Raw genomic sequence first — 24,378 nt, forward strand, 5'->3', positions numbered from 1 at the left:
GCTCGGTCGGCTGCCCTGATGATAGTGGCCGCAACGTCCGATGGCAGCAGTCTGGTTTATCAGCACGAAATTCGTGTTGCACGAATTTCGTGTAAAATTGGCCGCATGAAAAATCTCACCATCACTGTGGAAGACAGCGTGCTGGAATGGGCGCGGGTCGAGGCCGCGCGGCGCGGCACCAGCGTCTCACGCATGGTCGGAGATTTTATGGCCGAGCTCCAGCAGCGCGAGGACGCCTACGAGCGCGCCTACCTGGCCTGGCGCACCGATGAGCGCAGCTGGCAAGGCGGTGCAACGCCTCCGGGTGGCGCCGCTGCGGCACGCAAAATCGGCGGCCGCCGCAAGACCGGGCAGGAGGGGGCATGAGCACCGTGTTTGTCGATACCTCGGTGCTGGTCGCCGCAGAAAACGTCTCGGACGCGGCGCTCTACCAGGCCACCCTGGACTGGCTCGATCAGCTGTGGAGCAGCCGCACCGGCCGCACCGGCAACCAGGCGCTCAGTGAGTTCTACGACCAGGTCACCACGGCGGCCACCCCCATGCCCCAAGGCGATGCGCGCGCCGCCATCCGCCGCTACCAGAGCTGGACGCCCTGGAAAACCGATGCCGCCACCTTGGAGACCGCCTGGGCCGTGCAGGCGCGCCATGCCTTGGATTTTGGCGATTGCCTGGCGGTGGCCTGTGCCCAGCACAGTGGCTGCCAGCAAATGCTCAGCCTCTACCTGCCCCATGGCGCCGAATTTGGTGGCGTGACCATCGTGCATCCGTTGCGCCAAGCCGCACCGGTCCAGGCCAAAGCCTGAAATTCCTGATGTGAAAGAGTGATGTGATGACGTCCCAAGACAAGTCCCAACAGGCCCTGCAACGCATCCGCGCCGATGTGCGTGCCATGCAGGCCTACCATGTGCAAGATTCCAAGGGTCTGCTGAAGATGGACACCATGGAGAACCCCTACCGCCTGCCGGACGCGCTGCAGCAAAAGCTGGGCGAGCGGCTGGGCGCGCTGGAGATCAACCGCTACCCGGGCGAGCGCCTGGAGACGCTCAAGAAAATGCTGGCCGACTATGTGGGCGCGCCCACCGGCACGGCCGTGCTGCTGGGCAATGGCTCGGACGAGATCATCACCTTGCTGGCGCTGGCTACCGCCCAGCCCCATGCCGAAGGCCGCGCCAAGATGCTCGCGCCCATGCCGGGTTTTGTCATGTACCCGATGTCGGCCCAGCTGCAGGGCCTCGACTTTGTCGGCGTCAACCTGACCGCAGACTTTGATCTGGATGTGCCCGCGATGCAGGCCGCCATTGCCGCGCACAAGCCCGCCATCACCTACATCGCCTACCCCAACAACCCGACCGCCACCTTGTGGGACCAGGACAAGGTGCAGGCCGTCATCGATGCCGTCGCAGACGTGGGGGGGCTGGTGGTGATGGATGAGGCCTACCAGCCCTTTGCCAGCCGCAGCTGGATCGACCAGATGCGTGCCGATCCCGCGCGCAATGGCCATGTGCTGCTGATGCGCACCCTGTCCAAGTTCGGTCTGGCTGGCGCGCGCCTGGGTTACCTGGTGGGGCCGGCAGTCATCGTCAACGAGATCGACAAGGTCCGCCCCCCGTACAACATCAGCGTGCTCAACTGCGAGACGGCGATTTTTGCGCTGGAACATGAGGCGCTGTATGCCGAGCAGGCCAGCGCCATCCGGGCAGAACGCCAGCCGCTGATCGATGCGTTGCAGGCGCTGGGCGGCGTGCGCAAGGTCTGGCCGTCGGAGGCCAATATGGTGCTGATGCGCGTGGACGATGCGGGCAAGACCCAGGCGGCGATGAAGGCGCGTGGCGTGCTCGTCAAGAATGTATCGGCCATGCACCCGCTGCTGGCCCAGTGCCTGCGGCTGACCGTGGGCACCCGCGAAGAAAATGCCCGCATGCTGGCGGCGCTCAAGGAGTCTGTATGAATAATCTGGTGCCCACCCCATCGACCGCCACGCCGCTGCACCGCACGGCCGAAGTGGCCCGCAATACTGCCGAGACCCGCATCCAGGTGCGTGTGAACCTGGACGGCACGGGCCTGGCCCGGCTGAACTCGGGCATCGGTTTTCTGGACCACATGCTCGACCAGATTGCGCGCCATGGCCTGATCGACCTGGACATTGAATGCGCGGGCGACCTGCACATCGACGGCCACCACACGGTCGAGGACATCGGCATCACCTTGGGCCAGGCCTTTGCGAAGGCCATTGGTGACAAGAAGGGCATCCGCCGCTATGGCCATGCCTATGTGCCGCTCGATGAGGCGCTCAGCCGCGTGGTGATTGATTTCTCCGGCCGCCCGGGTCTGCACATGGATGTGAAGTTCACCGCTGGCAGCATTGGCCAGCTTGATACGCAGCTGGTGTACGAGTTCTTCCAGGGCTTTGTGAACCATGCCGGCGTGACCTTGCACATCGACAACCTCAAGGGCTTCAATGCCCACCACCAGTGCGAGACCATCTTCAAAGCCTTTGCGCGCGCATTGCGTTTTGCGCTGGAGCATGATCCGCGCATGGCCGGCGTGATTCCGTCGACCAAGGGATCGCTGTAAGCCCGCCGTTGGCGACTGGCGCTACACTCACTTCTTGCAAGCTATGACAACTTCATCCAATACCGTTGCCGTGGTGGACTACGGCATGGGCAATCTGCGCTCGGTATCGCAGGCCGTTCAGGCGGCGGCGTCCGGCTCGTCCGTGGCCGTGGTGGTGACGGCCGACCCCGACGTGGTGCGTGCCGCCACCCGCATTGTGCTGCCGGGCCAGGGTGCGATGCGCGACTGCATGGCCGAGCTCAAGGCCTCGGGCCTGCAGGACAGCGTGCTGGAAGCGGCCCGCAACAAGCCGATGTTCGGCGTGTGCGTGGGCATGCAGATGCTGCTGGACCACAGCGAAGAGGGCGACACCCCGGGCCTGGGCCTGATAGCCGGCCAGGTACGCAAGTTCCAGCTGGCGGGCCGTACGCAGGCCGATGGCAGCCGCTACAAGGTGCCGCAGATGGGCTGGAACCAGGTGCAGCAGCAAGCCCATTGCGGCCAGCCCCACCCGGTCTGGCAAGGCGTGCCCGACCAGTCCTATTTCTATTTTGTCCACAGCTTTTATGCGGCGCCTGCCAGTGATGCCCAGTGCCACGGCTGGGCCGAGTATGGCGAGCGTTTTGCCTGTGCCATTGGCCGGGACAACATCTTTGCCACCCAGTTTCATCCAGAAAAAAGTGCGGACCAGGGCCTGGCGCTCTACCGCAACTTCTTGCACTGGAACCCTTAAATTCTCACCGTCAGCCCACTACCATGCTGCTCATTCCTGCGATTGACCTCAAGGACGGTCACTGCGTGCGCCTCAAGCAAGGCGATATGGACCAATCCACCACCTTTGGCGAAGACCCGGTTGCGGTCGCCCGCCGCTGGTTCGATGCGGGCGCGCGCCGCCTGCATCTGGTGGATCTCAACGGCGCCTTTGCCGGCCAGCCCAAGAACCTGCCAGTCATCAAGGCCATCCTCAAGGAGTTTGGCGACGAGCTGCCGGTGCAGCTGGGCGGCGGTATCCGCGACCTGGACACCATCGAGAAATACATCGATGCCGGCATGCAGTACGTGATCATCGGCACCGCTGCGGTCAAGGACCCTGGCTTTTTGCAGAACGCCTGCACGGCCTTTGCCGGCCACATCATCGTCGGCCTCGATGCCAAGGACGGGATGGTCGCCACCGATGGCTGGAGCAAGATCACCCAGCACTCGGTCATCGAGACGGCCAAGCGCTTTGAGGACTGGGGTGTGGAATCGATCATCTACACCGACATTGGCCGTGACGGCATGCTCAGTGGCATCAACATGGACGCCACCATCAAGCTGGCCCAGGCGATCAAGATTCCGGTGATTGCCTCCGGTGGTCTGTCGGGCATGGCCGATATCGAGGCGCTGTGCAAGGCCGAGCCCGAAGGCGTCGAAGGCGTCATCTGCGGCCGCGCCATCTACACCGGTGATCTGGACTTTGCAGCGGCCCAGGAGCGCGCGGACCAATTGAGCGACAGCCTCTGACAGGTGCAGAAACGCTCTGCAACACGGCAGCGCAGCCAGGCCACCGGAGTGGTGGCCTTTTTTATATTTGTGTTAATTGAAACAGTTTGTGTGCTGGATTGGCCGCTGTCGCGCGCCAGGGTTGTGGGACCTTGCCTACACCGCGTTTTAAGTCGCTGTGGTGAATACAAATTTGAGGAATGTCAACAAATGCTAGTTGTTACCTGGAGCTGCTTCTGATCACCAACAAAGGTTTTCCATAACTGTGGCTTATTGGACAATGTACGCTTGGTCAGGATGCCAGAATCCATAGAAGTCTTGGATAGCGCATTCTGCAAGACCTCTTTGAAAGCCCCCTGTGATACTCGTGACTGGCGGAGCCGGCTATGTTGGCTCTCATATCTGCATTGCCTTGGCTGAAGCCGGCATGCCGTTCCTGATTCTGGATAACTTCAGCAATGCAAGGCGTTCGGTCATCACCCGGCTGGGCAAGATCCTGGGCTTTGCGCCGCCCTGCATCGATGCCGATGTGCGCGACGTGGCGGTGCTGGAGCAGTTGTTCGATGAACAGCATTTCGATGCGGTCATCCACAGCGCCTTTCTCACCGCTTCTGCGGACGCCGCGCGCGAGCCACTGCGCTACTACGACAACAATGTCTCGGGCACCATTGGCCTGCTGCGCGCCATGCAGACCGCCGGCTTGCGCAACCTGGTGGTGTCGTCCTCGTCGGTGGTCTATGGTGATCCGGCGCCGCACCCCGTTCGTGAAGACGCACCGTTGTCTGCCAGCACGCCTTATGGCCAGACGGCCCTGATGGTCGAGCAGGTGCTCAGCAGCTTGGATGAAGCCTCGCCCAAGCGCTGGCGCATGGCTTTGCTGCGCAGCTTCAATGCCGTGGGCTGCCACGAGAGCGGTCTGATTGCCGAGGACCCGCCGCGCATGTCTTCCCATGTGGCGCCGTATCTGGCCCAGGTGGCTGCCGGCAAGCGCGATGGTTTGCGCATCTATGGCGGCGACTACCCGACGCCCGATGGCACCCCGGTGCGCGACTACCTGCATGTGATGGACCTGGCCCATGCCTATGTCGCTACCTTGCAGTATCTGCGCGGCCACGCGGGCCTGGCCCGCTTCAATATTGGCTCGGGCCAGCCTACCTCGGTGCTGGGTCTGGTGCGCGCTTTCGAGCATGCCAATGGCCGTGCCGTGCCTTTTCGCATCGGTGCACGCCGCGCAGGCGATGCAGCGCACTGCTGGGCGGATATCTCGCAAGCACGCACGCAGCTGGGCTGGCAGCCCAAGCTGGGTCTGGACCGCATGATGGAAGATGTCTGGCGCTGGCAGATTGGCACCGGCCGCAGCGTCCATTGACGGATCCTGATCCAACGCTTGGCGGCCCAAGCGCGCCAGGCGTTTTTCTGGCCCGCAGCCTGCGCGCCAGGGCTGGGCGTGTTATCGTTTTGCCCGTCTGGCGTTATTGCCACCGCTCCCATCTGCCACGAGATCTTCCATGCTTGCCAAACGCATCATTCCTTGCCTCGACGTGACCGGCGGCCGCGTCGTCAAAGGTGTCAATTTTGTCGAACTGCGCGATGCCGGCGACCCGGTGGAGATTGCGGCGCGCTACAACACCCAGGGCGCCGATGAGCTGACCTTTCTGGACATCACCGCCACCAGCGATGGGCGCGATCTGATCTTGCCGATCATCGAAGCTGTTGCCAGCCAGGTCTTCATTCCACTGACCGTTGGCGGCGGCGTGCGCACCGTGGCCGATGTGCGGCGTCTGCTCAATGCCGGTGCCGACAAGACCAGCTTCAACTCTGCGGCCATTGCCGACCCTGCCGTCATCAACGCCGCCAGTGATCGCTACGGCTCGCAGTGCATTGTGGTTGCCATCGACGCCAAGCGCCGCCAAGGCCAGGATGTCATCGAGCGCGGCGAGGGCTGGGATGTCTACAGCCACGGCGGGCGCAAGAACACGGGGCTGGACGCTGTCCGCTGGGCCAGTGACATGGCCGCGCGCGGCGCCGGAGAGATCTTGCTCACCAGCATGGACCGCGATGGCACCAAGTCCGGTTTTGACCTGGCACTGACCCGTGCCGTGGCCGATGCCGTGGGCGTGCCCGTCATTGCTTCGGGCGGCGTGGGCAACCTCGACCACCTGGCCGATGGCGTGCAGCAGGGCGGCGCCGATGCGGTGCTGGCAGCCAGCATCTTCCACTACGGCGAGTTCACGGTGCAGCAGGCCAAAGAGCGCATGCGCGAGCGCGGCATCCCCGTGCGCCTGTAAGCACCGCTTTCACTCTGGGATTGACCCCAGCAACGGCGCCTTCGGCGCCGTTGCTGTTTCTGGCTCCTGCCCCGGCTGCCCGGCCTGCCAACGGGCCCTTGGCCGGCGGCATCTCTGGCGTTGGAGCCTTCCGTCTCGTGCTGGTGGCGGTGCAGGGTCTTTTTTCTTTCTGACTTGCTCTTGTATCTACCCGTAAGCACCCCCCGCGACGGGGCGGCGCGCCTGGGCTTGTCGCCTGCCATTGTTAGGGTCTATGCATTCGCGGGCCGTTCAGAGCGGCTGCGGGCCCGGTCCACCGGCGCGGTGTCAAGGTGCGTCAGCAAGGGGAGCTGCGCGCTGTGCGGGTAGGCCAGTTCTGAGCCCTTCATTTTCTCGCCGTCATTAGTGATCTGCGCATCTGCAAAAGTGATTGATTTAATCGATCAAAAATGACAGTTTGCAATAATTGACAATGTTTCCGAAGTTGAAACACACTCGGTAATTCCAAGCTGCTATAAACCCGATCTATCTATTTTTAGTCACAGTTTGTTTCGGTTGTCGAGGGGCATCGGTGTAAAACCCGCAGGCAATTGCAAGAAAACTATGAGAAAAAGCGTTGCCGACGCGGGCCTGGCGACGCTCATAAGAGGCTGGGGGTTGTCGGTTATGTCGGTGTTTGGGATATGCGTTACGCAGGCGTGCGCCTGCCTGTCTGCTTTTCGTTTGTTACGTACGCGCGCCGCCATGCTGGTGGCATTGCTGCTTCTACCTGTCAGCGTTTGGGCGCAGATGTGTGCGGCACCGGGCAATGATGGTGCGGGTGCTGCCACCGGGATTGTGAATGATTACTTTCCTGGCGCTGCAGCATCGACGCTGGCAGCGGGCAGCACCAGTCTGACCATCGGCACGCAGAGAGCGGGCGCTGCAGGCAAAACCCTGGCCGCCAATGACCTGTTGCTGGTGATCCAGATGCAGGACGCCAGCATCAATGCAGTCAATTCCAGCGCTTACGGCAACAGTGGCAGTGGCGGTCAGGGCTCGACCAGTGTCGGCAGCTCCGGTCTTTATGAGTTTGTGAAGGTGGTGTCGGTCTCGGGCTCGACCGTGACGTTTTCCCCTGCGTTGACCAATACCTACCGCAATGCAGTGGCGACGACGACCTCTGGGCAAAAAACCTACCAGGTTGTGCGGGTGCCCCAGTACACCAGCGCCTCGGTAAGTGGCGTGACGGCCCCCGCCTGGAACGGCGCCACCGGTGGCGTCGTGGCCATCGATGCGCGCGATACCTTGACCCTCAATGGGGCCACGGTGGAAAGCCAGGCCAACCGTGCGATTTTCCTGGCCGGCAAAGGCTTTCGGGGTGCAGTGGGCAGCAATGGCTCGGTCCAGGGCTCACGAGAGGATTGGATGGGAACCTATGCCACTGCAGGTGGCGGCGGCGGCAAGGGAGAGGGCATTGCCGGGACCCCTCGCTATATGGCCAACAAGGTCACGAACTATGGATCCAAGACGGTCAATGCGGTAGCGGCGAACGGCATCACGTCGGTAGACAACAGCGTAGAAGGCTACCCAGGTGGATCGCGTGCACGCGGCGCGCCGGGCAACGCGGGCGGTGGTGGTGCTGATGGCGCGCCTTCGGGCACCAACAACGGCCAGTTCAATTCGGGCGGCGGCGGCGGGGGCAACTATGCCGCTGGTGGTGTCGGTGGCCGGCCCTGGAACTACCCGCTGGTTGACAGCGGAGGCCGCGGCGGCGGCGGCTATGTAGGCACCACTGCTTTCAACCGCATCTTCCTGGGCGGTGGTGGCGGTGCAGGTGGCACCAATGATGGAACCGCCGACAACACGGCCTACAGCAACAACGGCATTGCCTGCTCGGATACGGGCGGCCGCTGCTCCTCCGGCGCCTCTGGCGGCGGCATTGTTATTTTGCGTGCGCAAAATCTCGCCGGTACCGGCGTGATCGATGTGCGCGGCGCCAATGGCTACAACGTGCAAAACGATGCGGCGGGCGGCGGCGGTGCAGGTGGCTCGGTGGTGATCCACACGCTCGAGGGTGGCTCTGCGGTGATCGACGCCAGCGGTGGTGATGGCGGCAACGCCTGGGCCGGCAACCAGACCAATGCGGGCAACCGCCATGGCCCTGGTGGCGGGGGCGGTGGGGGCTTTATCGCTTTTTCTCCGTCCAGCATGGTGGTTACCACCACCATCAACGGCGGCACACCGGGCTACACCACCAACGGCACCACCGACAACTATGGCGCCTTTGGCAACCAGGGCGGCATTGCCTCGTTCCAATCACCCAGTGCCCCTGGCACCATGCCTGGTGCTGCCTGCGCGATCGACCTGCGCCTGACCAAGAGCAATGGCGCCAATATCGTGAATGCTGGTGGGTCAACGACTTACACGCTGACCGCCAGCAATGTAGGCGCGTCTCCCTCCAGCGGTACGATCACTGTGGTGGACAAGCTGCCGCAGGGCGTGACGATTCCTGCGGGCGCCGTACCATTGACGGGCGCCAACGCCGCCAACTGGAGCTGTTCTGGCGCGGCAGGAGGCGGGGTGATCACCTGTACCAGTTCCACCGCCATCGCGGCAGGCGGCAGCAGTGTATTTGGTGTGACGGTCAATGTTGGCCTGCAGACAGCGACGGGTACCATCGCCACCAACCGGGCAAAAATCGGTGGTGGCGGTGACCCGCTCAATGGCAGTGCGCCGACCGAAACTGCGGTGGACGCCTGCACCGGCAATCAGTCCCCGGCAGGCTGTGCCGTTGACGTGGATGCGGTGAACTCGCCGTTGCTCAGCCTCACCAATAGCGATAACACCGATGTGGTGCTGGCCGGCGGGACGACCACCTATGCGTTGACCGTCAGCAACGTCGGCAATGCGCCCACGGCGGGCACAATCACCGTGGTGGATGTGCTGCCTACGGGCATGACCTATACCGGTGCAACGAGCTTCACCAGCGGCGGCTTTAGCTGTACCTACACCTCGGGCACCACAAGCTTCAGCTGTACCCGCTCCACACCGATTGCAGCCGGGGACAACGCCGCTATCTCGCTGCCGGTCTCGATTGCCAGTACCGCGCCCAGCGCCTTGGTCAACCTCGCCCGCGTTGGCGGTGGCAGTGATTCCAGCAAACCCAATGCGCCCACGGTGGCCACTACGCAAACCTGCTCTCCGGCGATGGCTTCTGAAATCGCCACGGGCTGCGCGGCAGATACCGATTCGGTCAAGCGTGTGCAGCTGAGCCTGACCAAGGACGATGGCCGCTTTGGCATCTATGTGGGTGGCACGACCACCTATGCTTTCCGGGTCAGCAACACCGGTGACGCCAACTCTGTAGGCACCATCAGCTTCCGCGATGTGCTGCCCACGCCGATGAACTGGCCTGCTGCACTCACCAAGACCGGCCCCAATGCCGCAGACTGGACCTGCACCCGGTTCAGCAACACGGAAGTCAGCTGTACCTCGACCACCACGATTGCGGCGGGCGGCGTGAGCCAGTTCAGCCTGCTGGCCAATGCGGGCGCGATGACCAGCGGCGACCAGTACATGAACAAGGCGCGCATGGGCGGCGGCGGAGACGCCACGCTGGCTACGACCTCGCCCACGACCGCGCAGGTCAATGCCTGTACCAACAACAGCATTCCAGCCGGTTGCGCCATCGATCTGAACACGGCGCAAACACCGCCGACGCTGCGGCTGACCAAGGCCCACGCCAATCCGCAGAGCAAGGCGCCTGGCGATACGGTGGCCTTTACGCTGACGGTCGCCAACTCCGCGACCGCCGAGGCCTTGGCCAATACCGTGCGCGTGGTCGATGTGTTCCCCGCGGGGCTCAGCAATTTCACCGTGAACGCCACCCAGGGTATCTTTACCTGTGCGATGGGCTCGGGCGCTGACAGCAATGTGCTGACCTGCAACAACACTGGCGGCGCATTGGCCGCCAGCACCAGCGCCACCATCGCCGTGACTGCCACGGTCTCGGCGACCACCAGCACCACCTTGGTCAACAAGGCGCAGGTGGGTACCGACAACACCGACCCCACCACCAGCAGCTATCCCACCAGCACGACGGCGGCCGCCTGTACCGCGCTCAATACGCCGACCGTCGGTTGCGCCACAGACTCGATCCCGGTGGTGCCATCGGCCACCTTGACGGTGGTTGCCAACGTGGCAAGCCGTGCCGCCAGTACCGACCAGTTCACCGTGGCCATCAGCAACGGCCCCACTGCGACGACCTCGGGCACGGCCACCGGCGCAAGCACCGCTGCCTTCGCGGCAACGCCGGGCACCAGCTATGCACTGAGCGAAACGGCTGCCGGCACGGCCAACCTGGCGCGCTACACCACCACCTACGCCTGTACCAATGCCACCGCAGGCGGCACCTCGGTGGCGCCGGGCACCGGCACCACCGTGAATGTGACCCCGCAGGCGGGCGATGCCATCACCTGTACGTTCAGCAATACCCCGATCGCGCCGCGCCTGACCCTGGTCAAGAGCATTGCCTCGCGCGCACTGTCCTCGGACCAGTTCACGATCGCCATCAGCAATGGTGGCCCCACGGCATCGACCACCGGCACGGCAACCTCGGCCAGCACCACGACCTACACGGCCACCGCCGGCACCAGCTACACACTGAATGAAGTGGCAGCCGCTGGCGCCAACTTGACGCGCTACAACAGCAGCTACAGCTGTACCAACACGGGCGTTGCCGGCACCACCATGCCTGCGGGCACGGGCACCAGCTTCAACCTGACCCCTCAGGCGGGCGACAACATCAGCTGTACCTTCAGCAACAGCGCCATTGCGCCCAAGCTGACGGTCAGCACCGTCGTGGCGGGCCGCATTCTCGGCACCGACCAGTTCACCGTAGGCATCAACAACGGTGGCCCTAGCGCCACCACCAGCGGCACACAAACCACGGCGTCGGCAGGCCCGGCCACCGCGACGGCTGGCACCAGCTACCTGCTGACCGAAACTGCCGCCGGCACGCCTGCGGCCAACCTGGCCCGTTACACCACCACCTACAGCTGTACCAATGCGACGGCGGGCGGCACCAGCGTGTCCTCGGGTGCAGGCACCTCCATCACCGTTGTGCCCCAAGCCGGTGATGACATCAGCTGTACCTTTACCAATACGCCGATCTACCCCAAGCTCAGCGTGACCAAGGCCGCATCGCCGACCAGCTTTGTCGTGGGTGCCAGCGGCCAGAGCTACCGCATCACCATTGGTGTGGCCAATGGGCCCACCACCACCGCGATCAGCATTGCCGACAGCCTGCCCGCTGGCGTGACCTTGTCAGGCGCGCCCAGCGTGAGTGGTGCCGCGACCTTGAGCGGTTGCAGCAGCAGTGGCAGCAGCATTGGTGCTTGCCAACTGGCCAGCGGCCTGGCCGATGGCAGCTATGTGCTGACCATTCCCGTGTCGGTGGCATCATCGGCCACCAGCGCTGGCGCTGCCAACACCGCCAATCTGGGCGGTGGCGGTGATCCCAGCTGTACGGCTGCAGCGACCACGGAGACCTGCGACCCCACCACCGGTGCGGTTGCCGTCAAGACCACGGCCAATGTCAGCCTGGCCAAAACCGGCGCAGCCACTGCCGTGTCTGGCAACAGCTATGTCTATACGCTGGCGCTGAGCAATAGCGGCCAGACCGCCACGGCCTCCAACCTGGTGGTGCGCGACCAGCTCGCCACCGGCATGGTGGCCACGGCCGTTACCGGTGCCAACTGCGGCACCTTGCCCAGTGCGGCAGGTGCCTTGCTGACCTGTACCGTCAGCGATCCGATCGCTGCGGATGGCGGCTCTGCCAGCATCCAGCTGACGGTGACCATGCCCAATGGCGGTGGCAATGTCGTCAACTATGCGGCGACCCATCCATCGGGCAGCGGCAATCCCGGTGTGGACCCTGGCCCGGCCTGTACCAATGCGGCCAATGTGGTGTGCGCCAGCGCGACGGCCGCCGTCAGCACTCCCGCCAATGTCAGCCTGAGCAAGACGGGCGCAGCCACGGCGCTGACTGGCTCCAGCTATGTCTACACGCTGACCCTGAGCAACAGTGGCCAACTGGCCACCGGCAGCAACCTGATCGTCAAGGACAAGCTGCCTGCAGGCGTGGTGGCCACTGCCGTGACTGGCGCCAGCTGCGGCGCGCTCCCCAGCAGTGCCGCTGCCTTGCTGACCTGTACCGTTGCCAGCCCGCTGGCAGCCGGTGCATCGGCCAGCATCGAGCTGACCGTCACCTTGCCAAGTAGCGGTGGTACCGTCGTCAACAACGCTGCTACCAATCCCACGGGCTCGGGCGCTCCGGGCGTGGACCCCAGTCTCACCTGCGTGAACAGCAGCACGACTGCTTGCGCAAGCCACAGTCTGTCAGTCAACACACCGGCGAGCCTGGCCGCCACCAATGTCTTGACCGCCGTGAACGGCAGCCCCGTACCAGCGGGATACCTGGCCAAGCCCGGGGATGTGCTGACCTATACCGTCAGCGTAACCAACAGTGGCGGCACGGCAGGTAGCACCGATGTGGGCCAGACCGTGCCCGCAGGCACGACCTACACAGGTACCGGCCAAGGCTGGGGTGCAGGTTGCACGGCAGCGGGCACGCAGTGCGCACAAACCGTGGCAGTGGGTGCGAACCAGACCAGCACTGTGACGTATACCGTCACCGTTGCCAGCCCAGGCAGCACCGCGACCATTGTGGATACCGTCACCAGCTCGGTGGGCAGCTGTACGACTTGCCAAGTCACCACTGACACGCAGCATGCAGACATGCAGGCCACCGTGACGGTGACGCCAGGCGCGACCAGCACGACCGGTGTGGAACTGATCTACACCAGCATCTGCAAGAACAACGGCCCGCAAACGGCACTGAACGCCGCTTGCACGGTGACCGCACCCGCTGGCGCCGTGACGACCTGTACGCCAACCAGCCCGGCCGCCGCCTTGGCATCGGGCGACAGCATCAGCTGTACCACCAAGCTCACACCGAGCGTGGTGGGTGACTATGCCGTGAGCGTTGCTACCAGCAACACCCTGTACGACGCCGTGACGAGCAACAATGCCGCCACCGCGACGGTCAAGGTCAACACGCCAGCGGCTCTGCGCATCGTCAAGACCTTGGCGCAGGTCAATGGCGCGGCAGTCCCGGCCAACTATGCCGCCAAGATTGGCGACACGCTGACCTATGCGATGGTCGTCACCAACACGGGCGGCACTGCGGGCACCACAGTCCTGACCGAAACCGTGCCAGAGGGAACCAAGTTTGTCGGCGGCAGTGCTCCAGATGTAACGCAAGGCTGGAGTCAGGCCCCGCAAGTCTGCGACGCAGCGGCCAGCACCTGCACGCAAAGCGTGACGGTGCCAGCACAAAGCGCCGAAGGTGTGGCTGGTGAGCAGACCGCGCAGTTCACCGTAGAGGTCGTTGCACCGGCTACGACGAACGGCAAGATCACCAACACCGTGAGCAGCGACATCGCTGCAGCTTGTGCCTCCGGTACTTGCTCGGTTGAAACCGCCAATGCGGTTGCTGACATGCAAGCTCAGATCACCAACATCCCAGCTTCGGCTGTGGTAGTGGGTCAAAGCGTCACCATCACTGGCCTATGCACCAACAATGGCCCAGCGAATGCGGTCAACGCCAGCTGCGCCATGGTGATCAGCAATGGTGGTTCCACTATCAACGCGGCTTGCGACGCAGCCAAGACCTTGGCAGTGAGCGAGACGCTGAGCTGCTCAGTGACCTTCACGGCAGCACAAGGCGACATTAGTGCGACCATCAACGCAGCAACGCAAAGCTACGAAAGCAATATCACCAACAACACGGACACCAAGTCCACGGTGGGCAATACGCCAGCCAGCCTGGCTACCACCAACGTCTTGACTGCAGTGAACGGCAGCCCCGTACCCGCTGGTTATCTGGCCAAGCCTGGTGATGTGCTGACCTATACCGTCAGCGTCACCAATAGTGGTGGTACCTCCGGATCCACCGATGTCGGCCAGACCGTACCCGCAGGCACGACCTACACAGGCGCCGGCCAAGGCTGGGGCGCAGGTTGCACGGCAGCGGGCACGCAGTGCGCGCAAACCGTGGCAGTGGGGGCGAACCAGACCAGCACCGTGCAGTACACGGTGACTGTGGCTAACCCAGGCAGCACCGCGACCATTGTGGACACCGTCACCAGCTCGGTGGGCACCTGCACGACTTGCCAAGTCACCACCGACACGCAGCATGCAGATATGCAAGCCACTGTCACGGTCAGCCCTGGTAACACCAGCACGACCGGTGTTGAGCTGACCTACACCAGCATCTGCAAGAACAATGGCCCGCAAACGGCCGTGAACGCAGCCTGCGTGGTGACCGCTTCTGCCGGTGCAGTGACGACTTGCACGCCTACGACGCCAGCAGGAACGCTGACATCGGGTGACAGCATCACCTGCACCACCAAGCTTACGCCTAGTGCAGCCGGTGACTATGCGGTGAGCGTAGCTACCAGCAACACCTTGTACGACGCAGCTACTGGCAACAACAGCGCAACGACCACCGTGAAGGTCAACACCCCTGCAGACCTGCATATCGTCAAGACCTTGGCGCAGGTCAATGGCGCGGCAGTCCCGGCCAACTATGCCGCCAAGATTGGCGACACGCTGACCTATGCGATGGTCGTCACCAACACGGGCGGCACTGCGGGCACGACGGTCCTGACCGAAACCGTGCCAGAGGGAACCAAGTTTGTCGGCGGCAGTGCTCCTGATGTAACGCAAGGCTGGAGTCAGGCCCCGCAAGTCTGCGACGCAGCGGCCAGCACCTGCACGCAAAGCGTGACTGTGCCAGCGCAAAGTGCCGAAGGTGTGGCAGGTGAGCGGACCGTAGAGTTCACGGTGGAAGTGCTTGCCCCAGCAACCAGCAACGGTAAGATCACCAATACCGTGAGCAGCGACATTGCTGCAGCTTGCGCCTCTGGTACTTGCTCGGTTGAAACTGCCAATGCGGTTGCAGACATGCAAGCGCAGATCACCAACATCCCAGCTTCGGCTGTGGTAGTGGGTCAAAGCGTCACCATCACTGGCCTATGCACCAACAATGGCCCAGCGAATGCGGTCAACGCCAGCTGCCAGATGGCCGTGCAGAACGGCGCTGCATCGATCGGTGCAACTTGCGATGCTGGCAAGACACTGGCCATGGGTGAGAGCTTGAGCTGCTCGGTGACCTTCACTGCAGCTGAAGGTGCGATTAGCGCCACCATCAACACGACCACGCAAAGCTACGAAAGCGACATCACCAACAACACGGACACCAAGTCCACGGTGGGCAACACGCCAGCCAGCCTGGTAACCACCAATGTGCTGACCTTGGTCAATGGCAGCCCCGTGCCAGCTGGCTACTTGGCCAAGCCCGGCGATGTGCTGACCTATACAGTCAGCGTCACCAACAGTGGTGGTACCGCAGGCAGCACCGACGTCGGCCAGACCGTGCCAGTAGGCACGACCTACACAGGTTCCGGCCAAGGCTGGGGTGCAGGTTGCACGGCAGCGGGCACGCAGTGCGCGCAAACCGTGGCAGTCGGTGCTGGCCAGACCACCACCCTGCAGTACACGGTGACCGTTGCCAGCCCAGGAAGCACAGCCACTATCGTTGATACGGTTACCAGCTCGGTAGGTACCTGCACGACTTGCCAAGTCACCACCGACACGCAGCATGCAGATATGCAAGCCACTGTCACGGTCAGCCCTGGTAACACCAGCACGACCGGTGTTGAGCTGACCTACACCAGCATCTGCAAGAACAATGGCCCGCAAACGGCCGTGAACGCAGCCTGCGTGGTGACCGCTTCTGCCGGTGCAGTGACGACTTGCACGCCTACGACGCCAGCAGGAACGCTGACATCGGGTGACAGCATCACCTGCACCACCAAGCTTACGCCTAGTGCAGCCGGTGACTATGCGGTGAGCGTAGCTACCAGCAATACCTTGTATGACGCCTCGGCAGGTAACAACACAGCTACGACTACCGTCATGGTGAACACACCTGCAGATCTGCATATCGTCAAGACCTTGGCGCAAGTGAACGGCGCTGCTGTGCCTGCCAACTATGCCGCCAAGATCGGTGACACGCTGACCTACGCCATCTTGGTCACCAACACCGGCGGCACTGCGGGAACCACGGTCCTGACCGAGACCGTGCCAGAAGGCACCAAGTTTGTGGGCGGTGGAGCTTCGAATCCTGAACAAGGCTGGAGCCAGGCGCCACAGGCTTGCGCGGCAGCAGCCAGCACCTGCACGCAGAGCGTGACGGTGCCAGCACAGAGCACAGCGACTCCTGCTGTGCCTGGTGAGCAAACGCTTGAGTTCACGGTGGAAGTGATAGCGCCTGCGACCAGCAACGGCAAGATCACCAACACGGTTGTGAGCGACATTCCAGCTGCTTGCGCAGGCAACACCTGCGCGGTGGAGACCGCCAACGCCGTCGCGGACATGCAAGCGCAGATCACCAACATCCCAGCCTCGGCTGTGGTGGTGGGTCAAAGCGTGACCATTACCGGCCTGTGCACCAACAATGGCCCGGCCAATGCGGTCAACGCCAGCTGCGCGATGACCGTGAACAACGGCGGCACCAGCATTGCTGCGACCTGTGGTGCGAATGCGAATCTGGCGATGAACGAGAGCGTCAGCTGTACGGCTACTTTCACCGCAGCCCAAGGGGACATCAGTGCGACCATCAACGCAGCAACGCAAAGCTATGAAAGCAACACGGCCAACAACATGGACACCAAGTCGACGGTGGGTAACACCGCAGCCAGCCTGGTGACCACCAATGTGTTGACCGCCGTGAACGGCGCAGCAGTGCCGGCCGGTTATCTGGTCAAGCCCGGTGATGTTTTGACCTACACCGTGACGGTGGTGAACAGCGGCGGCACGGCCGCCAGCACCGATGTCGGCCAGACCGTGCCAGCAGGTACCACCTACACCGGCACGGGTGAGGGTTGGAGTGCAGGTTGTGCTGCGGCTTCCAGCACCTGCAGCCAGACGGTGGCAGTGGGCGCGGGCCAAACGAGCACCGTTACCTACACTGTCACCGTGGCCGGCCCTGGCAGCACGGCGAGCATCGTTGACACGGCTACCAGCAGTGTCGGCAGCTGCAGCAGCTGCCAGGTGACCACCGGCACGCAGCATGCAGACATGCAGGCCACCGTGACCGTGACGCCGGGCACGACCAGCACGACCGGTGTTGAACTGATCTACACCAGCATCTGCAAGAACAATGGCCCGCAAACGGCCTTGAACGCGGCTTGCCTGGTGACGGCTCCCGCTGGTGTACAAACCATCTGCGCGCCCACGACGCCAGCCGCAACGCTTGCATCGGGCGACAGCATCACCTGCACCACCAAGCTCACGCCAAGCGCGGCCAGTGACTATGCGGTCAGCGTGTCCACCAGCAATGACTTGTACGATGGCGCACCGGGCAACAACACGGCGACGAGGACCGTCAAGGTCAACACGCCGGCGGAGCTGAACATCGCCAAGACCCTGGCGCAAGTCAACGGTGCGGCAGCCCCCGCCAACTACGCAGCCAAGATCGGCGACACGCTGACCTACCACCTGCGGGTGACCAATGCGGGCGGTACTGCCAGCACCATGGAGCTGACCGAGACCGTGCCAGAAGGCACCAAGTTTGTCGGCGGCGGTGCCTCCAACCCCGACCAGGGCTGGAGCCCGGCTCCACAGGCTTGCGATGCAGCGGCCAGCACCTGCACGCAAAGCCTGACGGTGCCCGCGCAAAGCGCAGAAGGTGTGGCAGGTGAGGAGACCGTTGCGTTCACGGTGGAGGTGCTTGCGCCTGCGACCAGTAGCGGCAAGATCATCAATACGGTGACCAGCGATGTGCCAGCCGCTTGCGCGGCCGGTGGCTGCACAGCAGAGACGGCCAATGCCGTGGCGGACATGCAAGCGCAGATCACGACGATCCCGTCTGGCGCCGTGGTGGTGGGTCAAAGCATCACTATCACTGGCCAGTGCACCAACAATGGACCGGTGGAGGCCCTCAATGCAAGCTGCGTGATGACCGTGAACAATGGTGGCGCGAGCATTGCCGCAATCTGCGATGCCAACACCAACCTGGCGGTAGGCGGAAGTCTCAGCTGCACGGCGACCTTTGCTGCGGCAGAGGGTGCGATCAGCGCCAGCATGACGGCAGCAACGCAAAGCTACGAAAGCGACACCGCCAACAACAGCGATGCCAAGGCCGTCAACGGCAACACACCATCGGCCGTGACGGTGACGAATGTGCTGGTGAAGGTCAACGATGCGCCTGTGCCTGCAGGCTATGTGATCAAGCCCGGTGACAAGCTGACCTACCAGGTGCAGGTCAGCAACACGGGCGGCACGCCTGGCTCGACGGTGTTGACGGAGACGGTGCCTGCGGGTACCCGCTATGTCGGCGCGGACGAAGGCTGGACGGCGGGTTGCGTGGCCGCAGGTAGCAGCTGCACGCAGCCAGCGACGGTGCCGGGCGGCAGCCCACAAGCGCCGGGAACGGTGGCCTTTGAGTACACGGTGCGCGTGGACGACGCGGTGACCAGCCCCAATGTGGTCAACACCGTAGGCAGCAGTGCAGCGGGCAGCTGCAGCGCCGCCTGCTCGGTCAGTACGCCGACGCAAGCTGCCGATATGCAAGTGAGCATGCCTGCAACCATCGATGCGAAGGTGGGTGTGGAGTTCACGCTGACTTCCATCTGCCGCAATGCAGGGCCAGCCACGGCGACCAATGCACGTTGTGACGTCAGCGGCGCGCCTGCCGGTGCGGTGACTGTCTGCACGCCGACCCAGCCGGTGGCGGCACTGGCAGTGGGTGAGTCGATCACCTGTACTACCAAGTTCACGCCGACCTCGACCGCTGCTATCACCATCACGACCCGCGCCAGCAGCGATGTGTTTGATCCTTCGGCCGCCAATAGCGAGGCCTCCGCGTCGGCGGTGTTTATCAACACCCCGCCAACGGATGTCAAGCGGGTGCCTGTGAATGCGGCATGGGCCATGGCCTTGATGGCGCTGCTGTTGATGCTGTTGGCGGGCAAGGCCCTGCCACAGCGCCAGGGCCGTCGTCCCCAGGACTGACCGTTCTGAGCGTTAGCCTCTCCGGCCCGGTTGCATGGCTTGCACCGGGCCGGTTTCTTTTGCGGCTGTTTTCTCCCTGCATTGCGCACAACTGCATTGAATGCGAGACAATTCCCTGCATGAACTGGCTCGATCAAGTGAAATGGGACGCGCAGGGCCTGGTGCCCGTCATTGCGCAGGAGCAGCACTCCAAGGATGTGCTGATGTTTGCCTGGATGAACCGCGAAGCGCTGGCCCATACGGCCGAGCTGGGCCGGGCGGTGTACTTCAGCCGCTCGCGCGGCAAACTGTGGTTCAAGGGCGAGGAGTCCGGCCATGTGCAGACCGTGCATGAGATCCGCATCGACTGTGACAACGATGTGGTGCTGCTGAGCGTGACCCAGACCGGGCATGAGCCGGGCATTGCCTGCCATACCGGGCGCCACAGCTGTTTTTACAGCGTGTTGCGCGATGGCCAGTGGCAAGCGGTTGACCCGGTCTTGAAAGACCCGGAATCGATCTACAAATAATCCCTGTTCGGGCACTGTCTTCTTCGGCCGCCCTGCGCGGCTGCTTCGCTATATTTTCGCTATGACCGATACCTCTGTTTCTGCTGCCATGTCCTCTACCGATGCGTTGATGCGCCTGGCCGAGGTGCTGGAGTCGCGCAAACCCGCCAATGGTGGCGATCCCGAGGCCAGCTATGTGGCGCGCCTGCTGCACAAGGGCCCGGATGCCTTTTTGAAGAAGGTCGGGGAAGAGGCGACCGAAGTGGTGATGGCCGCCAAGGATGTGGACCATGGCGCGCCAGCCTCCAAGCTGGTGTACGAAGTGGCCGATCTGTGGTTTCATACGATGGTGGCGCTGGCCCACTATGGCCTGAGCCCCGCCGATGTGGTGAACGAACTGGTGCGCCGCGAAGGCTTGAGTGGCCTGGAAGAAAAGGCGATGCGCAAGGTAAAAGACCGTGAAGCTGAAGAAGGGAGTTCCGCATGAACGATGTCGTTGACGTGAAGACCGTTGATTCGGCCGCGATGGAGAGCCTCAAAACCTGGGGCTGGGTCAGCTATCTGCTGCACCTGATTGTGGCCGTGGCAGCGGTGGTGCCCACCGCACAGGCCAGCATCGTGCTGCTGCTGATCGCGCTCGTGATTGACCTGGCCAAGCGCAGTGATGCGCAGGGTACCTGGCAGCAAAGCCATTTTTCCTGGCGCATCCGCAGCGTCATCTGGGCCGGCGTGCTGTATGTCATCACTGCGCCGCTGTGGTTCCTGTTCGTCGTTCCGGGCTGGATTGCCTGGACTCTCATTTCCGTCTGGTTTCTCTACCGCATCGTGCGCGGCATGGTGGCGATGAACAAAGACCAGGCGATCAATGGCTAGCCACACGCCCGCCTCCGAGACGCCGGAGATGCCGCAGACGCCGGCCCCCGCAGAGGCCGAAGCGCCCAAGCGGGTGCTCCGCTCCAAGGGGGTGGACGAAAACACACCGCCCATCAGCCTGGCCTTGCAGGGCGGCGGCTCGCACGGCGCTTTCACCTGGGGGGTGCTCGATGCCTTGCTGGCCGACCGCAGCCTGTGGGTGGAAGGCATCAGTGGCACCAGCGCCGGGGCGATGAACGCCGTGGTGATGGCTTATGGCTACGGCAAGGCGGCAGCCACCGAGAGCGACAAACGCAAAGCCCACGAAGCGGGCTGCGAATCGGCCCGCGAATCTCTTAAACAGTTCTGGGAAGGGGTGGGCACGATGGGCAGCCTGATGGCAGGTGTGCCGATGGCCGGCAAAGCCATCTGGGAGATGATGAGCCAGTGGCTCTCGCCCTACCAGACCAATCCGCTCGACATCAACCCCTTGCGCCGGCTGCTGGAAAAGGTCGTGGATTTTGACTTTCTCCAGCATGAGCAGGGCCGCAATGCGCCCCGGGTATTTGTCTGCGCCACCAATGTGCGCACCGGCAAAGGCGAAGTCTTCAGTGGAAAGCGGTTGACGGCCGATGCGGTGATGGCCTCGGCCTGCCTGCCGATGATGTACAAGGCGGTCGAGATCAAGGACCAGTATTACTGGGATGGCGGCTACTCCGGCAACCCCTTGCTCTACCCGCTGATCTACCAGACGGGCAACAGCGATGTGCTGCTAGTGCAGCTCAACCCCATTGAATACAACGAGGTGCCGACCAACGCCCAGGAGATCATGGACCGCATCAATGAGATCACCTTCAACGCCAGCTTGCTGGCCGAGCTGCGCGCCATGGGCTTTGTGCGCCGCCTGCTCGATGAAGGCAAGCTGGACCGGGAGCGCTACAAGTACATGCTGATGCACCATGTCGATGGGGGAGCTGTGCTCAAGAGCTATGGCGCATCCAGCAAGAACCGCTCGGATGCGCCTTTTGTGCGCGAACTGTGCGAGCGGGGCCGTGTCTCCGGCGAGAACTGGCTGACCAGGCACCGGGCGGATGTCGGTGTGCGTTCCGGTTTCAAGGTGTAATCTACTGCCTGTTGGCACGGTTGCTGCTTGCACCTTGCTGATGACTGCGGGCTGACTGCGACGGCGGCGCCCTTGTTTTGAGAGATAAGAAGTTTATGCACGATCCAGATTGCCTTTTTTGCAAAATCATTGCCGGCCAGATTCCGTCAAGCAAGGTCTATGAAGACGAGGACATGCTGGTGTTCAAGGACATCCATCCAGCCGCGCCCGTGCATTTGCTGATGGTGCCCAAGCTGCACATCGCCTCGATGGCACAGGTGGGCGCCGAACACGCTCCCTTGCTGGGCCGCATGCTGGCCAAGGCGCCACAACTGGCGCTGGATAACGGCTGCAATCCCTATCCGCAAGGGGGTTTCCGGCTGATGGTCAACACCGGTGAGGAGGGCGGGCAGGAGGTGCACCATCTGCACATCCACCTGCTGGGCGGCCCCAGGCCCTGGAAAAAGGGCTGAGCCCTGCGCTGGCAGTGGGGCGATGACCTCGCCGCGTGACAGTATTACGAAACCGGTAGATGCCCAAGGCGTCTAAAATGCACATATTCGCTAGGAGAATTTCATGGGTTCCTTTTCTGTTTGGCATTGGCTGATTGTTCTGCTCATCGTGGTGCTGGTATTTGGTACCAAGAAGCTCAAGAACATCGGCACCGATCTGGGTGGTGCCGTCAAGGGCTTCAAGGATGGCATCAAGGACGGCGGCGAATCCGCCTCGCCCGCTGCATCCACGACGACCACGGCACAGCAAGTGGGTCAGTCGCCTGCGGCCGACAAGAACACCACCATCGACGTCGAAGCCAAGAACAAGGGCTGATGTGCGCATGACAGGGGCTGTGGGCAAGCCGCAGCAACCGCTTGTGTGCATTCGATGGGGTTGGAATGTTTGATCTCGGTATCTCCAAGATGGCCTTGATCGGTGCGGTGGCACTGATCGTCATTGGCCCTGAAAAACTGCCGCGCGTTGCGCGCACGGTAGGCACATTGCTGGGCAAGGCGCAGCGCTATGTCAACGACGTCAAGTCCGAGGTCAACCGCTCGATGGAGCTCGACGAGCTGCGCAAGATGAAGGAGAACGTCGAGTCGGCCGCGCGTGATGTGGAAAGCACCATCCGCACCAACTCCGCAGACTTCGAGAAAAACCTCAACGACCAGGCCAATGGCACGGCCTCATCGGGCAGCGACGACAGCTTCTACACCGCCGATCCCTATGCCGAGAGCTATGACGGCGGCTCGGCATCGACGGTGGCTCCGGTCTACCACCACCCTCGCAAGAACTGGCGCGTGAAGCGCGGCGCCACTCCCCAGTGGTACAAGCACCAGGCAGGTGTGCGCACCCATGTGCAGTCAGGCGCGGCGCGCGTGGCACGTTTTCGGCCCAAGAAGCCCTCGTCAGGCCTGTGATGGCGCCCGCAACGCAGCCCGCTCCCGGAGCCGCGCGTTGGCATGTTTTCTCACTGGTATTTCCATCGGCCCGGGGCGCTGCAGCCTGCGCTAACGCGCTGCGCTCCCGCGAGGCCTTGATCCGCAACAGATATCCCCATGTCCGAAACCCCTTCTAAAGAAGACGAGCTGGCCGGCACCGAGCAGCCCTTTGTGCAGCACCTGATGGAGCTGCGCGATAGGCTGCTCTACAGCATTGGTGGCGTGCTGGTGGCCCTGGCTTTGTTGGCCTTCTGGCCTGGCCCCGATGGGCTGATGAACTTCATCGCGCATCCGATCAAGATGCACATGCCGCCCGATGCCAAGCTGATTGCCGTGGGCGTGTTCTCGCCCTTTATCGTGCCGCTGAAGGTACTGGGCATGGCGGCCATTTTGCTGGCCTTGCCGTGGATCATGTACCAGCTCTGGGCGTTTGTGGCCCCGGGCCTCTACATGCATGAGCGCAAGTTTGCGCTGCCTTTGATATTTTTTGGCAGCTTGCTGGCCTATGCCGGCATTGCCTTTGTGCAGCTGTTTGTGCTCGATCGCATGTTTGGCTTTATCCAGCATTTCACGCCGTCAAGCGTGGCGGCCACGCCAGATATTGCCTCCTATGTCGAAGCCATTTTGTCGCTCTACCTGGCTTTTGGTCTGGCCTTCCAGGTCCCCATTGTGGTGATCCTGCTGGTGCGCCTGGGCATCGTGGAGATCGCCAAGCTCAAGTCGTTCCGGGGTTACTTCATCGTGCTGTCGTTTGTTATTGCGGCGGTGGTGACCCCTCCCGATGTGCTCTCGCAGATTTCGCTGGCCGTGCCCATGTGCATTCTGTATGAGGTTGGCATCCTGGGTGCCACCTGGTTCTCGCGCAACCAGCCCAAGAAGGAAGAAGAAGCGGACACGGACGCCGCAGCCTGATCGCCTACCCACCGGCCAGATACGCCAAAGCCCCGTGCTGACCTGAGGTCAGCCGGGGCTTTGGTGGGCCAGCGCCAGGGGTGGGCCTGGTGCGGCGTCGTTGCGGGGATCGGGCTTGATGGCCCGGATCTACCTCCCTTTGATCAACGTGCAAAGGCGAGTGC

General features: G+C 62.9%; 17 protein-coding genes. All 17 read left to right on the forward strand.

Features of this window, described 5'->3' with window-relative positions; genetic code table 11:
• Positions 1-105: 105 nt before the first annotated feature.
• The 17 genes from ACPEE1_RS05495 to tatC all read left to right on the forward strand — a co-directional run bounded on the left by ACPEE1_RS05495 (position 106) and on the right by tatC (position 24,214).
• Positions 106-366 (forward strand): DUF6364 family protein, encoded by a 261-nt coding sequence (locus ACPEE1_RS05495; RefSeq protein ID WP_116926421.1) that lies wholly within the window; start codon positions 106-108, stop codon positions 364-366.
• A complete protein-coding gene (locus tag ACPEE1_RS05500; RefSeq protein WP_423935485.1) occupies positions 363-803 on the forward strand; it encodes a PIN domain-containing protein in 441 nt (146 codons plus the stop codon). Before ACPEE1_RS05495 ends, ACPEE1_RS05500 begins: the two co-directional genes overlap by 4 nt.
• A gap of 26 nt (positions 804-829) precedes the next feature.
• Entirely contained in the window at positions 830-1,948 is a 1,119-nt protein-coding gene (hisC, locus tag ACPEE1_RS05505; protein ID WP_116926419.1) for a histidinol-phosphate transaminase, read from the forward strand.
• Entirely contained in the window at positions 1,945-2,574 is a 630-nt protein-coding gene (hisB, locus tag ACPEE1_RS05510; RefSeq protein ID WP_021026072.1) for an imidazoleglycerol-phosphate dehydratase HisB, read from the forward strand. The genes hisC and hisB overlap by 4 nt, the downstream gene beginning before the upstream one ends.
• Before the next feature lie 43 nt (positions 2,575-2,617).
• On the forward strand, positions 2,618-3,286 hold the full coding sequence (hisH, locus tag ACPEE1_RS05515; protein WP_423935487.1) for an imidazole glycerol phosphate synthase subunit HisH: 669 nt from the start codon (positions 2,618-2,620) through the stop codon (positions 3,284-3,286).
• Between the two features lie 23 nt (positions 3,287-3,309).
• Entirely contained in the window at positions 3,310-4,056 is a 747-nt protein-coding gene (hisA, locus tag ACPEE1_RS05520) for a 1-(5-phosphoribosyl)-5-[(5-phosphoribosylamino)methylideneamino]imidazole-4-carboxamide isomerase (protein WP_423935489.1), read from the forward strand.
• A gap of 337 nt (positions 4,057-4,393) precedes the next feature.
• Entirely contained in the window at positions 4,394-5,404 is a 1,011-nt protein-coding gene (galE, locus tag ACPEE1_RS05525) for a UDP-glucose 4-epimerase GalE (RefSeq protein ID WP_116926415.1), read from the forward strand.
• Between the two features lie 139 nt (positions 5,405-5,543).
• Positions 5,544-6,323, forward strand: a complete 780-nt coding sequence (hisF, locus tag ACPEE1_RS05530) for an imidazole glycerol phosphate synthase subunit HisF (RefSeq protein WP_021026068.1) — start codon at positions 5,544-5,546, stop codon at positions 6,321-6,323.
• 816 nt (positions 6,324-7,139) lie between these two features.
• Positions 7,140-19,424 (forward strand): beta strand repeat-containing protein, encoded by a 12,285-nt coding sequence (locus tag ACPEE1_RS05535; protein ID WP_423935493.1) that lies wholly within the window; start codon positions 7,140-7,142, stop codon positions 19,422-19,424.
• A 110-nt stretch (positions 19,425-19,534) separates the two neighbouring features.
• Positions 19,535-19,933, forward strand: coding sequence for a phosphoribosyl-AMP cyclohydrolase (gene hisI / locus ACPEE1_RS05540; RefSeq protein WP_182345846.1), 399 nt, complete (start codon positions 19,535-19,537; stop codon positions 19,931-19,933).
• Positions 19,934-20,021: 88 nt separating this feature from the next.
• The gene (locus tag ACPEE1_RS05545) at positions 20,022-20,399 is read left to right on the forward strand and encodes a phosphoribosyl-ATP diphosphatase (RefSeq protein ID WP_116927104.1); all 378 of its coding nucleotides are present in this window, start codon (positions 20,022-20,024) and stop codon (positions 20,397-20,399) included.
• The gene (locus ACPEE1_RS05550) at positions 20,396-20,785 is read left to right on the forward strand and encodes a DUF4870 family protein (RefSeq protein ID WP_423935495.1); all 390 of its coding nucleotides are present in this window, start codon (positions 20,396-20,398) and stop codon (positions 20,783-20,785) included. Before ACPEE1_RS05545 ends, ACPEE1_RS05550 begins: the two co-directional genes overlap by 4 nt.
• 91 nt (positions 20,786-20,876) lie before the next feature.
• On the forward strand, positions 20,877-21,887 hold the full coding sequence (locus tag ACPEE1_RS05555; RefSeq protein ID WP_423936395.1) for a patatin-like phospholipase family protein: 1,011 nt from the start codon (positions 20,877-20,879) through the stop codon (positions 21,885-21,887).
• Positions 21,888-21,982: 95 nt separating this feature from the next.
• Positions 21,983-22,339, forward strand: coding sequence for a histidine triad nucleotide-binding protein (locus ACPEE1_RS05560; protein WP_116927102.1), 357 nt, complete (start codon positions 21,983-21,985; stop codon positions 22,337-22,339).
• A 103-nt stretch (positions 22,340-22,442) separates the two neighbouring features.
• Positions 22,443-22,694: a Sec-independent protein translocase subunit TatA gene (gene tatA, locus ACPEE1_RS05565; RefSeq protein WP_021027787.1), complete on the forward strand. Its 252-nt coding sequence runs from the start codon at positions 22,443-22,445 to the stop codon at positions 22,692-22,694.
• A 65-nt stretch (positions 22,695-22,759) separates the two neighbouring features.
• Positions 22,760-23,281 (forward strand): Sec-independent protein translocase protein TatB, encoded by a 522-nt coding sequence (tatB, locus tag ACPEE1_RS05570; protein ID WP_116927101.1) that lies wholly within the window; start codon positions 22,760-22,762, stop codon positions 23,279-23,281.
• 138 nt (positions 23,282-23,419) lie between these two features.
• Complete coding sequence (gene tatC, locus ACPEE1_RS05575) at positions 23,420-24,214, forward strand: twin-arginine translocase subunit TatC (protein WP_116927100.1); 795 nt, start codon at positions 23,420-23,422, stop codon at positions 24,212-24,214.
• Positions 24,215-24,378 lie beyond the last annotated feature (164 nt).

It is taken from the genome of Comamonas sp. 23 (assembly GCF_049601575.1).
In the GTDB taxonomy this organism is placed as follows: domain Bacteria; phylum Pseudomonadota; class Gammaproteobacteria; order Burkholderiales; family Burkholderiaceae_C; genus Comamonas; species Comamonas squillarum.

Bases quoted from the DNA above. Each gene is read 5' to 3' on its own strand.
- ACPEE1_RS05495 (WP_116926421.1), top strand. From the start codon at position 106: ATGAAAAATCTCACCATCACTGTGGAAGACAGCGTGCTGGAATGGGCG.
- ACPEE1_RS05500 (WP_423935485.1), top strand. From the start codon at position 363: ATGAGCACCGTGTTTGTCGATACCTCGGTGCTGGTCGCCGCAGAAAAC.
- hisC (WP_116926419.1), top strand. From the start codon at position 830: ATGACGTCCCAAGACAAGTCCCAACAGGCCCTGCAACGCATCCGCGCC.
- hisB (WP_021026072.1), top strand. From the start codon at position 1,945: ATGAATAATCTGGTGCCCACCCCATCGACCGCCACGCCGCTGCACCGC.
- hisH (WP_423935487.1), top strand. From the start codon at position 2,618: ATGACAACTTCATCCAATACCGTTGCCGTGGTGGACTACGGCATGGGC.
- hisA (WP_423935489.1), top strand. From the start codon at position 3,310: ATGCTGCTCATTCCTGCGATTGACCTCAAGGACGGTCACTGCGTGCGC.
- hisF (WP_021026068.1), top strand. From the start codon at position 5,544: ATGCTTGCCAAACGCATCATTCCTTGCCTCGACGTGACCGGCGGCCGC.
- ACPEE1_RS05545 (WP_116927104.1), top strand. From the start codon at position 20,022: ATGTCCTCTACCGATGCGTTGATGCGCCTGGCCGAGGTGCTGGAGTCG.
- ACPEE1_RS05550 (WP_423935495.1), top strand. From the start codon at position 20,396: ATGAACGATGTCGTTGACGTGAAGACCGTTGATTCGGCCGCGATGGAG.
- ACPEE1_RS05560 (WP_116927102.1), top strand. From the start codon at position 21,983: ATGCACGATCCAGATTGCCTTTTTTGCAAAATCATTGCCGGCCAGATT.
- tatA (WP_021027787.1), top strand. From the start codon at position 22,443: ATGGGTTCCTTTTCTGTTTGGCATTGGCTGATTGTTCTGCTCATCGTG.
- tatB (WP_116927101.1), top strand. From the start codon at position 22,760: ATGTTTGATCTCGGTATCTCCAAGATGGCCTTGATCGGTGCGGTGGCA.
- tatC (WP_116927100.1), top strand. From the start codon at position 23,420: ATGTCCGAAACCCCTTCTAAAGAAGACGAGCTGGCCGGCACCGAGCAG.